Origin of the sequence: Actinocorallia aurantiaca (genome assembly GCF_039533685.1) — a bacterium.
Taxonomy (GTDB): Bacteria; Actinomycetota; Actinomycetes; order Streptosporangiales; family Streptosporangiaceae; genus Actinocorallia; species Actinocorallia aurantiaca.
The window spans coordinates 131533-144616 of sequence record NZ_BAAATZ010000013.1 but is presented as its reverse complement, the minus strand read 5'-3'; the positions used below and the strand labels follow the sequence as shown (position 1 = coordinate 144616).

The following is a 13084-nucleotide window of genomic DNA, read 5'->3' as shown; positions in this document are numbered from 1 at the left end:
CCGATTACACGTCTCCGCCCCCTGTCCTCTATGCTTGTCTTGAGCACACTTCACGCCCTCATCGTCTAGTGGCCTAGGACGCCGCCCTTTCAAGGCGGTAGCACGGGTTCGAATCCCGTTGGGGGTACAACCGAAGAAGGCCCAGGTCAGAGTTCGAAACTCTGTCTGGGCCTTTCTCATGTCAGGGCTGCTTTCTGCTCTTGCGTGCCCGCCGCGTGCCCGTTGGTTTTTCCACCGTGCCCTTGAGCTGCGCCCTGGTCATGGCGCTGAGGGTGTCCGCGATCTCCTGGTGACGCTCCTGGGTGGCGTGAAGGTAGATCATCGCCGCGCGATCACTGGCATGACCCATCCGCTCCTTCAACTCCGGAAGGGTCGCGCCGGCAATGGCTGCCAAGGTGCTTCCGGTGTGCCTCAGATCGTGGAAGCGAAAGCCCTTCAGACCGACCTCTGCCAGCGCCCTTCCCCAGATCCTCCGGAACCCACCACGCCGCAGCATCGCCCCTTTCGCACCGACGAAGATCAGCCCTTCCTCGCCAGCTTGGGCGTACTGCTCCAGATGCGACCGCAGCTCATCCACGATCACCTCAGGAACAGGGAGCCTGCGCGTTCCCGCATCCGTCTTCGGAGGCCCGAAGTGCAACGGGCTACCGGCGACCTCGACCAACGTCCGCTCGATCCGCACCAGCCGAGCGTCGAGGTCCAGATCCTTACGCCGCAGCGCGACCGCCTCACCCCAGCGGAGATTGGCGAAGACCGTCAGCAGCACCAGCGCCCGGAACCGCGGTTCGATCGCGTCCGCCAGGGCGTAGACCTCGGCGATGCTCAGAATGGGCCGCTCAGGAGCGTTCTCGGCCCCGCCGCCCTTGATCTGGCACGGGTTCCGCTTGACGAGTCCGTCCCCTACGGCCGTGTTCATGATCGCTTTGAGCAGCCGATACGCCTTGGCGATCGTCGCTTCCCCAGTGCCCTCATCCACGAGCTTCTTGCGCCACCGCCGCACGTGCGGTTCCTTGATCTCAGCGACGCCGAGCCCGCCCAGGAACGGGACGAGGTGAAGCCGGACGACGCACTCATACCGCTCGATCGTCTTGAGCCTCAGCCCCGGCCGCTCCTTCACCCAGGCTTCCGCGTAGTCCTTGAACGACACCCGACCGGCATCGGGATTCAGCCAGTCCCCCGAGACGATCTCGGCTTCCTTCAGCGTCAACCAGCGGTCCGCTGAAGTCTTGTCCGGGAAGGTATGCGGCGCCGGCCTGTCGACCCCGTCCGGCCCCTGATAGCGAACCTGGTAACGGCCCGAGGGCAACGCCCTCACTCTGCCGAACCGCCGACGACGCGCCAGCACGCAGCCCTTCCCTTGCAGTCCAACGTGACGGAATCGACCAGGCCGGCCGCGATGAACTCCCGCAACGCCGACTCAGGGATACGGACCAGCCGCCCCAGCCGAACGAAGCGGATACGCCGCTCAGCGATCAGCCGACGAAGGAACCGCTCCGTGGTCCCCAGCACCTCAGCCGCCTGCCCCACCATCAACAGACAATCCTCCGGAGGGAGTGAGATCAAGGGCGACGGCTGACGCCGCCGCCGGTCGACCTCGGGCGTTCTCGCTACCGCCGGGAGATGTACCGGGTCACGGTCTTCGGCGACCCTCCCGTCGGCCCTGACGGCTTCGTATCGCAGGTGATCTCCGGAATACCGCTACCGGCATACGGAGAGAACGGACGGTCCGACGAGAGCACGGTCTGAATTCAAGATCGCCACCGATCACAGAGGAGGCGCCCGATGGGGGTACCCGCCGGCAGGACAGGACCGACCACTTCCTTGTGCCGGCTATGCGGCGGCACCGTGGAGGAATACCTCGACCTGGGCAGGCAGCCGATATCCCAATCGTGTGACCGGACGGTCTCGGGCGGGGGCGGCACGGGTCCGGGGGAAAGGCCGCGAACGTGCGCGGGCGTTGGCTTCTATGCCCGTGGTAAAGCATCAGGACGAGACCAGGGCTGCCTACGACGGGGTCGTCGAGCTGGTGCGGGGACGGGAAACCCGCGGGCGGCCGACGTCGGGTGCGGGCCCGGACATCTGACGGCCATGCTGCACGACCCGGGGCTGGACGCCTTCGGGCTCGACCTCTTCCCGGGCATGCTCGACCACGCCAGGTGTCGAGCCGACCTTGCGCGATCGGCCTGAGCACGGACGTCTTCCTTCCCAGCCGACGCATGGTCGACCTGAGTCGTCCAACGGCCGTGTGGAAGAGTCCACCGTCCTGATCCAGAGAGGGCATCGGTCACTGGCTTGTCCCGGCCTCCGGCTTCCACAGTGGGGTGGTCGACAGAGGAGGACAGAGTGGTCGAGCGGGATGTACGGACGGCGGCAGCGATCGTGTCCCGCCGCGGCCTCCTGGCCGGTCTGGGTATCGTCGGCCTGGGAGTCGCGGGTCCGGCCGCCTGCCGCACCTCCACCAGCGACGACTCCACGAGCGCGCCCCGTCCCGTTCCACCCGGCGGACCGTTCACCGGTCACACCGAAGAAGTCTGGGGTGTGGCGTTCAGCCCCGACGGCGGGATTCTCGCCAGCTGCGGAGTGGACTCCACGGTCCGGCTGTGGGATGTCGCCGCCCGCGTCCCGATCGGCCGGCCTCTCCCCGGCCACGGCGAATCTGTCTGGGGTGTGGCGTTCAGCCCCGACGGCAGGATCCTGGCCAGCTGCGGCGCCAGCAATCTGATTCGGCTATGGGATGTCGCCGCCCACGGCCTGGACGGCCGCCCCCTCGCCGTCCAGGCCGCCACCGTTCGGTCAGTGGCGTTCAGCCCTGACGGCAGGATTCTCGCCAGCGGCGACACCGACGACCTGGTGCGGCTGTGGGACGCGACCACCCGCGTCCCGATCGGCCGACCCCTCGCCGGCCACACCGATTTCGTCGGCCACCTCGCCTTCAGCCCCGACAGCACGACCCTGGCCACCGCCGGTTGGGACGGCACGGCGCGGCTGTGGCGCATGCCCGAAGGCACGCAGATCGGCAAACCCCTCAACGGTCACACCAAAGACCTCACATCAGTGGCGTTCAGCCCCGACGGCGAGACCCTGGCCACCAGCAGTGAGGACGGCACGGTCCGGCTGTGGGATGTCGCCGCCCGCGTCCCGATCGGCCGGCCGCTCACCGGCCACACCCAAGCAGTCTGGTCGGCGGCCTTCAGCCCGGACGGCACCACCCTGGCCACCGGCGGCTCCGATGCGAAGATCCTGCTGTGGGACGTGGCCGCCCGCGTCCCGATCGGCCGGCCGCTCACCGGCCACAGCAGTGCCGTCAGCGAGGTCGCCTTCAGTCCGGACGGCACCACCCTGGCCTCGGCTAGTTGGGACGGCACGGTGCGGCTGTGGCCGCTTTGAAGGGAGACGGGGCATGACGAGCATCGGATGCGAGCGACGAATCGACCGCGCAGATCCGAACTCCGGGTGACTGCTGAGTTGTTCGAGCGTGATGTGATTCTCGATCCAGGATGGTCTGAGCCGGGAGATACGGAGTTCGATATCTCCAGGTACTCGAAGGTCGCGTTGGCCGGCTCCAAGCGGGTCTGCCGGTATCGGGTCACCCACGTGAATACCGCCAGGCGGGCTTGGCCCTCTCTGTCAGACTGGTGTGACAGAGAGGGCTACGTGGAGGCGTGGTCCGATGCGTGGACTCAAGGGGAAGAGTGTGCGGCGGTCTTGGCCGTCCATTGTCGTCGTGTAGTACTCCGAGGTCTGCACCGATCACGTTCGTCATCGACGTGGCCGGCGCACTCCGCCTCGCCCCGCAGCGAAGTGAACACGTCGCCTGCGCCGTCTGCGAAACACCCTTGCCCACCATCTGGAACGTGGACCGGCCAGGCTGAGGAGAGCCATTCCCCGGCATGTTCACGGTACTCGGGAGAGAAACTCACCGCCCGTTCTCATGGCGTCGCCGTCCGGGATCTTCGGCGCGTCTCAGGGACGGTGTCGTTCTCGTCGCTTGTCCCGCGGCGGGTCTTCTGGTGCTGGACCCGGACGCGGTTCAGGCGCCAGCCGTGCAGGGCGAGTGCCATCTCGAAGCGCCAGCCGGGGTCGTAGAGGTCCGCGCCGAAGAGGGCCTCGATCTGCCGCATGCGGTAACGGACCGTCTGGGGATGGACGCGGAGCCGTTCGGCGATCTCGGGCAGGGACGATCCCGTGCTCAGCCACATCATGAGCGTCTCCGACAGCCGGGCGCGCCGCTCGGGCGTGACCTCGGAGAACGCGGCCAGCGCCTTGTCCATCAGGACTTTCATGCACCCCTCGTCGCCGAACAGCTGCAGCGCGGCCAGATGGTCATCGCACCGGACGCCGCTGCCCTCCGTCGGTAGCACGCCGTCCCGCGCCAGGGCCAGGGCCCGGCGGGCAAGGCGGAGCGAGAGCACGGCGTCGCTCAGGCCGACGGTGGGGCCGAGCGCGTAGACGGCTCCGCCGAGGGCTCGGCGCAGCATCCTGTCGCGTCCGGGCAGGTCTGGCGCGGGCACCAGGAGGAACGGGTCCGGACGGTCGAAATCGCACAGGACGTCGGAGTCCAGGCCAGGCGGCACGCGGGTGTCGCGGTCGAACTCCTCGCCGAGCGCGACGCAGGCCGCCTTCTCGGGGATGCGCCACAACGCCTCCCCTGCGAGTTCCGGCAGTCCGTGCGTACTCGGCGCAGCCTCCTGGACCAGCAGCCGGGCCAATCGCCGCCGCCGATCCTCGAGAAGGTCGGCCGGCTCCCGCTGGAGCTGCTTGAAGATCTCCGCCGAGGCCATCGAGGTCTCGTCGAGACGATCGAACAGGATCTTCGCCAGGAGGTACATCTGGTCTGGGGTGGCGCTGGCCCGCCGTCCGGTCAGCGACAAGCGGTTCCACACGGTGCGTGCCCCGACCTGGTAGGCCGCCAGCAAGCCGCTCAGGGTGCGGCCTTCCAGGAACGCCCGGGTCACGAACGCCCGATGGGTGCGGCGGGCCGAGCCCGGCACCGTCGCCTCTCCGACGGCGGTGCCATCGATGAACTCGTCGAAGAAATCCACGAAGCTCTGCCGGGCGTGCTCGCCCGATGTCCCCTCGAGCAGCCCGGCGAGCTCGGGAACCTGCGTCCGGATCCTCTCCACCACTTCGGTCGCGAGGGTCTCCAGTTCTGGCCGGACGGTGTCCTTCAGCAGGGAGAGCGGCAGCTCGGCCGACGGGACCGGGGCATCAGAGGCGGATTCCGACATGAGGGCGTCCTCGGCAAGGAGGCCTTACGCGTCGCATGTCGCCGAGCCCGAGGGGATGGAGCTCAGGACAGCGACATGCAGCACGAACGGGCACAACAGTTCACGTAACTCTCGGCACCTCCCGATGCTGTGCACCTGCACAGCATCGGGCACCCGCTCAGCATGCACGCCGAAGTGCGCTTTGGGAAGGCCCACCACTCGGCATCCCGGGCCGTTGGATCGGCGGCAGGCGGGGTCGTCGAGATCTCGCCGACGACCTCTCGACCCAGGAGAAGGGCTCAGGTGCGCGAGCCTTCGATCGCCACTTGCGGCAGTCCGGTTCTTCGGTCCCCCATTGCGCGACAATCGGCGGGCGGCGCAGCCACTCCAGCACCCGCAACACTAAGGAATCTACATTTTATTCATGCGAACTCTAACCCATGCCTACATATTCAACCGCGCCGACCTCTTGTGATCCTGATTGATTGGACCGAAGAGGCAAGAATCGGACCAACACAGAGCGATTGGCCACGCACACAGCGGCACCCATTTCCCTAAATGCTCGACAGACCAACGAGTGATCTTTTGAATTCATTATTGACCACATCGCGGAAAGTGTTTACGTTCGCCATAGAACGCGTTCCCAGAGAGACAGGAACGTCGTGTCGAACCAGGCATGCCATTTCTGTTCCCACCCCTCGAATTCTCTGTTGCACGTGTCCAAGAGGAGGACCCCGCATGAGGACCCGCACCCTGTTCACCGGTCTGACCGCCACGGCCACCGCGGTCGCCGCCTGTCTGGTGACGACCCCCGCCCACGCCGCCCCCGGCCTGGTCGACGGCGCCATCTCCGCGCTCGGCTTCGGCTGCACCTTCGCCAACGCCGTCACCAGCAACACGCCGCCCGCCACCCTGACCATCGACCGCACCACGCTCGTCCCGCAGTGCAGCAGCGGCATCGGCCTGTCCCTCGCCAACTCGCCGACGGTCGGCTTCAACGACATCGCCGGCACCGCTTCGTCGGCGCAGATCGACGTCAACGGCAGCGGGCTCGGCGTCGCCTGCACCTACCGCGTGGCCAACGCCTCGTTCACCCGATCCGGGACCACGCGCACCTACAACGGCGGCCCGTACACCGCCTCCAAGATCAGCGGAGGCTTCCTTTGCCCGGGCACCACGACGGTGAACCCCATCACCTTCACCTTCCACTGATCACCTGACACCGACCGCCGGCGGCTCCGCTCCGCGAGAGCACCGGACGATCCACGGGCGGGATTCCGGCAGGAGTCCCGCCCGGCACCGGAGAAGACCCGGTCTGCCGCATCCTTCCGGGCGGTGACGCACGTGGGTACGCTGTGCAGGCGAGGCCTGTAGATCGCGACGTAGCATCACCTCATGGCCATTTCCCGGCTCTCCGCGGATGCGCGGCAGCGGCGCAGTTCCGAGATGCGCGCGTTCCTCCGGTCGCGGCGAGCCCGGGTGACGCCCGCTGACGTGGGCATGCCGACAGGTGAAGGCCGTCGTACGCCCGGGCTGCGGCGGGAGGAGGTGGCGGTGCTCGCCGGCGTGGGAGTGTCCTGGTACACCTGGCTCGAGCAGGGACGCGACATCAACGTCTCCGCCGACGTCCTGGACGCCATCGCCAGGGTGCTGCGCCTGGAGCCCGCCGAACGCGAGCACCTGCACCTCCTCGCCGGCCTCAATCCGCCGCGGGCGGTGCCTTCCGAAGACCGGGTACCCGATGCCGTGCGGCGGCTGCTGGAGGGCTGGCTGCCGCGGCCCGCGTACGTCATCGACCGGCACTGGAACGTCCTCGCGATCAACCGCGCGGCCGAGATCGTGTTCCAGTGCAACGAGTACGACCACAACTGCCTGGTCAGCTTCTTCACCAACGCCCGCTACCGTGCGGCGGTCGTGGACTGGCACGACGCGGCGCGGGCGATGATCGGCCTGTTCCGGGCGGACGCCGCCCGCTACCCGGACGATCCCGAATTCGGCCGCCTGGCCGCGGACATGTGCGCCGCGAGCCCCGCCTTCGCCGAGATCTGGGCGGAACTCCCCGTGGGCGGTCCCACCCATGGCACCAAGGCCCTGGAGATTCCCGGCCTGGGGACGCTGACCTTCGAGGCCACCGTCCTGCCGCTGCCCGAACTGCCCGGCCACCGCCTGTCGCTGCACATTCCGGCACCCGGGACGGGAACGGAGGCCATGCTGGAGCGCTTGGTGGTGGTGTCAGACCCAGGTTCAGCCGACACTGTCGCGTAGGCCCGCACCGCTCGAGGATCGTCGGCATGAAGCGATTCACGAACAAGACGGTTCTGATCACCGGCGGTACGAGCGGCATCGGGTTCGCGACCGCGCGCAGGCTCCTCGATGAAGGCGCGTACGTCGCCATCACCGGCCGCGACCGGGCCCGCCTCGACACCGCGGCAGAACGCCTGGGCTCCGAGCGGGTCCTGCCCGTCCGCGCGGACGTCAGCGTCGACGCCGACCTCGATCTCCTCGTGCGCCGCGTCGAGACCTGGCGCGGCACTCTCGACACGGTCTTCGCCAACGCCGGCATTGCGGACTTCCGGCCGGAGTTCACCCCGAAGGACTTCGACCACACCGTCGGAATCAACTTCAAGGGAGTGTTCTTCACGATCCAGAAGGCGCTGCCGCTGATGGGCGACGGAGGCTCCGTCGTCATCAACGCCTCCTGGACTCTGCACCGCGGCCTCCCGGTCGCCTCGATCTACGCCGCCAGCAAGGCGGCCGTGCACAATCTCGCCCGCACGCTCGGCACCGACCTCGCGCCCCGTGGCATCCGGGTCAACTCCGTCAGCCCCGGCTACATCGAGACAGAGATGTACCGGTCCGCCATCGACCCCGACGCGCAGACCCGCATCACGGCGGAGGTGCCGCTCGGCTCGCTCGGCCACCCGGACGATGTCGCCGCCGCCGTCGCCTTCCTGGCCTCGAACGACGCGTCGTACATCACCGGTCAGGACCTCGTCATCGACGGCGGCCTCGTGGGAGCGGCACCCCTGGGGCTGCGCCTTTGACAGTCCTGCAACGACCACAGCAGTCGCATACGGTGCCAGTCGCGGCTCGCGGTCGTGGGCCGGGGGCGCAGATCACCGGTTGGCGACCAGCTCCACGCATCTCGGGACAGACCAGAGCTCCATCAGACCCGGAGCGCTTCATTTCGGCGGCGCCTCCCACGGCGTCCCCGGTCGCATCCGCGAGATCGACCTGGCATCGCGGCCTGGTCCACGAGAGAGCGGAGGCGTGACTCCGAGCCTTTCGTGGCTTCCACGGGATCAGCGACCATAACGAAAATCCGGTGTCATTTTGGAATTCTCCATCAACCGGGGTCCGCGGCGTCGACCTAGTGTCAGAGCTCGGCTCGCCCCCCGGATGAAGGAGTCGCCCATGAAACGTCTCGCAGGCGCCGCGCTCGCGGCCGCCGTCACAGCCGGTCTCCTGACGGCGCCCGCCCACGCCGCTTCCGCCCCGACCAGGGTGTTCCATGTCGAGACGGAAGGAGCCGTGACCAAGCAGGCCAAGATGCAGTCGGTCCTCAACTACTGGACGGAAGGCCAGCTCAAGAGGATCGACGAGGCGATGTACTTCGACCACACGGTCGCCGACACCAACGATCCCGAATTGCAGCACAACCTCATCCCGGCCGCCGAGATGACGCAGGGCGGCCCCTGGGACGACAAGGGCGAGCCGTGGCCCGAAGGACAGGGCCAGGTCTCGCAGACCGTCGGCAAACTGTTCGTCAAGATGAAGCGGCCCAACGGCACGACCTATAACAGCACCTGCTCGGCCAACATCGTCACCAGCGGGAACAAGAGCACCGTGATGACCGCGGGGCACTGCCTCCGCCTCAACGTGCCCGGCGCCGAGAACGCGACCGCCGAAAACGCGATCTTCATCCCGGCCTTCAAGGGCGACGTGCTGCGGCAGGGCGACCCCACCAGCCCCAAGTCCGTCGCGGACATCGCCCCGCACGGCATCTGGGTCGTCACCCAGGCCTTCATCACCTGGGGCTGGAACTTCTCACCGAACTGGGTGATCGGCCACGACGTCGGGTCGCTGGTCGTCCAGCGACCCGGCGACACCCAGCTGATCGAGGACGCCGTCGGAGCCACCGCGATCACCTTCACCCGGCCGCAGAACGCCTACGTGCACGTGTTCGGATACCCGTCCAGCAACCAGCGGAACTGGTACGCGCCGGCCCTGAACAAGGTGAGTCCCTCCGAGCAGCGGACTTACGACGGCCGCCGCCTCTTCCACGCCGAAGGCCAAGGCACCACCGGCTCCCTCTACGTCGACACCAAGGTTCCGGCGGCGCTGTCGCCGGGTACCAGCGGCGGCCCCCTCTTCTACCAGTTCTCGAACGGCACCGGCGTCCAGATGGGCGTCGCCAGCCGCTTCGACGACCCCGCCAACCCGTTCATCGGCGGCTGGAGCCTCGGCCCCAACCTGGTCGGCAACCACCTCGGCGACGAGGAGCGCCTCACCTACGAGGCGGCCGCCGCCGTGACCATCACCCAGTAACCTCCCGGCCTCGCCGCGCCGCCGCCCCCTCGACCTCGGGTCAGGGGGCGGCGGCGTCCCGTCGAAGACGCCCTCCCGCCAGGACTCACACGCGACTGAACGTGGGCTAGATTCCGTGTGCGACGAGCAAGGGGGCTGAAGTGACCGAGACGACGGTGGCGCAGGTCATGGCCGAGTTGGCCGCGCTTGAGGACCCGAAGATACGCAAGGTGAACGAGAGGCACGGTGACGATCACGGTGTGAACCTCGGGAAGCTACGCGCGATCGCCAAGCGGCTCAAGACGCAGCAGGACCTCGCGCGCGAGCTCTGGAAGACCGATGACACCGTGGCGAGGCTCCTGGCGATCCTGATCTGCCGTCCGAAGGCGTTCGAGCTCGCGGAGCTGGACACCATGCTGCGCGAGACGCGTGCCCCCAAGGTGCACGACTGGCTCGTGAACTACGTGGTGAAGAAGAACCCGCACTCCGAAGAGCTGCGCATCGCCTGGTGCGCGGATCCGGATCCGGTGGTCGCGAGTGCCGGCTGGGCGCTGACCACCGAGCGGGTGGCGAAGAAGCCCGAGGGACTCGACCTCACGGGACTGCTCGACGTCATCGAGGCCGAGATGAAAGACGCCCCGGACCGTCTGCAGTGGGCGATGAACAGCTGCCTGGCCCACATCGGGATTCATCACGCCGAACACCGCCCCCGCGCGATCGACATCGGCGAGCGCCTGGAAGTGCTCAAGGACTACCCGACTCCCCCGAACTGCACGTCCCCGTTCGCGCCCGTCTGGATCGCCGAGATCGTCCGCCGTCGGCACGAGCGATAGACCAGGCATGCCGGGCGGCTTCGGCCGGCGCGTGGCGTAGGCGCGGATGAACGCGTGAGCGCCGTCGACCATGATCTGGGACGTGTCGCCGAGTGGATATCAGTGGCTGCTCGGGGTGACCAGGCCGGATTCGTAGGCGAGGACGACGAGTTGGGCGCGGTCGCGGGCGTGGAGCTTGGTCATGGCGCGGTTGATGTGGGTTTTCGCGGTCATCGGGCTGATCACCATGTGGCCGGCGATCTCGTCGTTGGACAGGCCCCGCGCGACCAGGGCGACGGCCTCGCGCTCGCGGTTGGTGAGTTCCTTCAGCCCGGTGCGCTCGGTGCCGGGCGGTTGGGTGATGTAGCGGTCGATGAGCTTGCGGGTGATCGAGGGCGCGAGCAGGGCGTCGCCGCGCGCGGCGACGCGAACGGCGTGCAGGAAGTCCTCCGGCCGGATGTCCTTGACGAGGAATCCGGCGGCGCCGGCGCGCAGGGCGTTGAAGACGTACTCGTCCAAGCCGTAGTTGGTCAGGATGACGACGTGCACCCGGGCCAGGGCCGGGTCCGCGGCTATGCGCCGGGTCGCCTCGATGCCGTCCATGACCGGCATCCGGATGTCGAGGAGAGCGATGTCGGGCAGATGCTCTCGGATGAGAGCCAGCCCCTCCTTCCCGTCGGCGGCCTCGGCGACGACCTCGATGTCGTCTTCGAGGTCCAGGAGAGCGCGGAAACCGCTGCGCAGGAGCGGTTGGTCGTCGACCAGCAGGACCCGGATCACGACGTTCGGTCCACGGGAAGTTCGGCCTGGACGGTGAAGCCGCCCTCGCCGCGCGGTTCGGCGCGCAGCCGGCCGCCCAGGGCGGTGACCCGTTCGCGCATGCCGAGCAATCCGACGCCGGGGGTCGGGACGGTGTCCGGGGTGGCCTTGCCGTCGTCGTCGATGCGTATGGCGAGGATGTCCGGATGGTGGTCGATCCGGACCGACGCCGTGGCGGCGCCCGCGTGGCGGGCGATGTTGGTGAGCGATTCCTGGACGATCCGGTAGACGGTCCGGTCCACCGCGGCCGGCACGCCGTGGTGTCGTCCTTCGATCGTCAGCGTCGCGTCCAGGCCGATGGTGCGGGCCCTCTCCACCAGTTCCGGAACGTGGTCGAGCCCGCGTGGCGGGGTCGTGTCGTCGTCGCGCAGCGCCTCCAGGGTCGCGCGCAGTTCCCGGGTCGCCTCGCGGCTGGCCTCCTGGATGGCCAGCAGGGCCTCCGGCACCTGTTCGCCGCGCTTGCGGGCCACGTGGACGGCGACTTCGGCCTGCACCTTGATGATCGAGATCTGGTGGGTGAGTGAATCGTGCAGCTCCCGCGCGATGCGCAGCCGCTCCTCGTCGGCGCGGCGCAGCGCGGTCTCCTCTCGGGTGCGTTCGGCCTCGTCCGCCCGCCGCTCGGCCTGCCGCAACGCCTCGCCCGCGGCGCCCGCGGCGATCAGCCAGGCGATTTCCAGGGCGCTTCGGGCCTGCGCGAACGCCTCGCCCGTGTCGTGCATGCCCGAGGCCAAAGCCGCGAGGGGAAGGGCCGCCAGAACGGCCACGCTCGCCGCCACCGTGATGACGCGGTGTCCCGCTCGTACGGCCGCGTACACCGCGAACAGGTACGCGACCGCGGGCACATCGAAACCGGCCGCCTGATAGCCCACCGCGCACAGCCCGGTGACGGCCAGGACGGGAACCGGCGCGCGGCGGCGCGCGGCCAGCGCCAAGCCGCCGACCACCAGCAGCGCACAGCCGAGCAGGTCGAGACTCGTGGCGGGGAGCCGCCCGGACGATCCGGTGACCAGCAGGACCACCGCCACGCCGACGGCGATCGCCCAGTCCCCGGCCCTGGCCCGGTCACCGGAGAAACCAGTCCTCATACGTGCACCCTAGCCAGGCGCCGCCACGGAAGAACCCCTCTCGCGGACGAGCCGCCGACTACCGCGCACACGGTATTCCCCTTGCTTCTGCAGCGTCCGCGGTAGCCGGGTGCGGCATTGACGGCAGCGCAAAGTGCGTCCGTCTGCGGGACGACCGGTGGTGGGCACGACGGACATGCTCGGACCACATCCAGTCACAGGAGGAGACATGTCAATCGGATCTGTGCTTGCCGCATCCGCCGCGCACGCTTCGGTCCAGCCGGTCGCCGCCGATGCCTACGACCTGACCGCCGGGCGGCTCGTGGGCACCGCGGCCGCATTGGTGGCGCTGGTCGGCGTGGTCGTCGGCGGGTCGGTTCTGGTCCGCTCCGCCGGCCGCATCGGCGGCGGGCGAAGGAGAGCCATCACGTCCCTGGTCGCGGGCCTGACCGGCATGGTCGTCGGCGCGCTGAACCTGGCCGTCGCCGACGGTGGTCCGGGCACCGGCAACGGAGTGGTGGGTGGTGCCCTGGCTCTGCTGCTGGGGCTGATCGCCTCGGTCCTCGGCCGGCTGGCGCTGGTCCGCTCCCGCCGCACCGGCCGGACGGCCGGCCGGTCCGATGACGAGCGCGTGTCCTAGCGAGGGGAGGAGGCC

At 68.6% G+C, this 13084-nt stretch carries 13 protein-coding genes and 1 tRNA gene; 9 read left to right on the top strand and 5 right to left on the bottom strand.

Annotation, left to right across the window (positions count from 1 at the left end):
- Window positions 1-54: 54 nt before the first annotated feature.
- Window positions 55-127, top strand: a tRNA-Glu gene (locus ABD327_RS18670).
- Window positions 128-181: 54 nt separating this feature from the next.
- Here the strand turns inward: ABD327_RS18670 and ABD327_RS18665 are convergent.
- Together ABD327_RS18665 and ABD327_RS18660 are read right to left on the bottom strand one after the other, a co-directional pair.
- The gene (locus tag ABD327_RS18665; RefSeq protein ID WP_344451751.1) at window positions 182-1345 is read right to left on the bottom strand and encodes a tyrosine-type recombinase/integrase; all 1164 of its coding nucleotides are present in this window, start codon (window positions 1343-1345) and stop codon (window positions 182-184) included.
- Window positions 1312-1530 (bottom strand): excisionase family DNA-binding protein, encoded by a 219-nt coding sequence (locus ABD327_RS18660; RefSeq protein WP_344451861.1) that lies wholly within the window; start codon window positions 1528-1530, stop codon window positions 1312-1314. The genes ABD327_RS18665 and ABD327_RS18660 overlap by 34 nt, the downstream gene beginning before the upstream one ends.
- A gap of 252 nt (window positions 1531-1782) precedes the next feature.
- Here ABD327_RS18660 and ABD327_RS37480 point away from each other — a divergent pair, with 252 nt between their 5' ends.
- On the top strand, window positions 1783-2187 hold the full coding sequence (locus tag ABD327_RS37480) for a methyltransferase domain-containing protein (protein ID WP_425547148.1): 405 nt from the start codon (window positions 1783-1785) through the stop codon (window positions 2185-2187).
- Window positions 2188-2343: 156 nt separating this feature from the next.
- The gene (locus tag ABD327_RS18650) at window positions 2344-3387 is read left to right on the top strand and encodes a WD40 repeat domain-containing protein (RefSeq protein WP_344451750.1); all 1044 of its coding nucleotides are present in this window, start codon (window positions 2344-2346) and stop codon (window positions 3385-3387) included.
- Window positions 3388-3929: 542 nt separating this feature from the next.
- On the opposite strand, the gene ABD327_RS18645 is transcribed toward ABD327_RS18650, so the two are convergent.
- Window positions 3930-5228 carry a PucR-like N-terminal domain-containing protein gene (locus ABD327_RS18645; protein WP_344451749.1) on the bottom strand — a complete coding sequence of 433 codons (1299 nt, stop codon included), beginning with the start codon at window positions 5226-5228 and terminating at the stop codon, window positions 3930-3932.
- A 717-nt stretch (window positions 5229-5945) separates the two neighbouring features.
- On the opposite strand from ABD327_RS18645, the gene ABD327_RS18640 reads away from it, so the two are divergent.
- The 5 genes from ABD327_RS18640 (at window position 5946) to ABD327_RS18620 (ending at window position 10567) form a co-directional block, all read left to right on the top strand.
- Window positions 5946-6419 carry a hypothetical protein gene (locus tag ABD327_RS18640; protein ID WP_344451748.1) on the top strand — a complete coding sequence of 158 codons (474 nt, stop codon included), beginning with the start codon at window positions 5946-5948 and terminating at the stop codon, window positions 6417-6419.
- A 183-nt stretch (window positions 6420-6602) separates the two neighbouring features.
- Window positions 6603-7472 (top strand): helix-turn-helix transcriptional regulator, encoded by an 870-nt coding sequence (locus ABD327_RS18635; protein WP_344451747.1) that lies wholly within the window; start codon window positions 6603-6605, stop codon window positions 7470-7472.
- Between the two features lie 26 nt (window positions 7473-7498).
- Entirely contained in the window at window positions 7499-8251 is a 753-nt protein-coding gene (locus ABD327_RS18630) for an SDR family NAD(P)-dependent oxidoreductase (RefSeq protein WP_344451745.1), read from the top strand.
- A gap of 370 nt (window positions 8252-8621) precedes the next feature.
- Entirely contained in the window at window positions 8622-9755 is a 1134-nt protein-coding gene (locus ABD327_RS18625) for a trypsin-like serine peptidase (RefSeq protein ID WP_344451744.1), read from the top strand.
- A 167-nt stretch (window positions 9756-9922) separates the two neighbouring features.
- The gene (locus tag ABD327_RS18620; RefSeq protein WP_344451860.1) at window positions 9923-10567 is read left to right on the top strand and encodes a DNA alkylation repair protein; all 645 of its coding nucleotides are present in this window, start codon (window positions 9923-9925) and stop codon (window positions 10565-10567) included.
- A 99-nt stretch (window positions 10568-10666) separates the two neighbouring features.
- Here ABD327_RS18620 and ABD327_RS18615 read toward each other — a convergent pair whose 3' ends face one another.
- Together ABD327_RS18615 and ABD327_RS18610 are read right to left on the bottom strand one after the other, a co-directional pair.
- Complete coding sequence (locus ABD327_RS18615; protein ID WP_344451743.1) at window positions 10667-11326, bottom strand: response regulator; 660 nt, start codon at window positions 11324-11326, stop codon at window positions 10667-10669.
- Window positions 11323-12450 (bottom strand): sensor histidine kinase, encoded by a 1128-nt coding sequence (locus tag ABD327_RS18610; protein ID WP_344451742.1) that lies wholly within the window; start codon window positions 12448-12450, stop codon window positions 11323-11325. The genes ABD327_RS18615 and ABD327_RS18610 overlap by 4 nt, the downstream gene beginning before the upstream one ends.
- Window positions 12451-12658: 208 nt before the next feature.
- Between ABD327_RS18610 and ABD327_RS18605 the strand changes: the two genes are divergently transcribed.
- Window positions 12659-13069: a DUF6223 family protein gene (locus tag ABD327_RS18605; protein ID WP_344451740.1), complete on the top strand. Its 411-nt coding sequence runs from the start codon at window positions 12659-12661 to the stop codon at window positions 13067-13069.
- Window positions 13070-13084 lie beyond the last annotated feature (15 nt).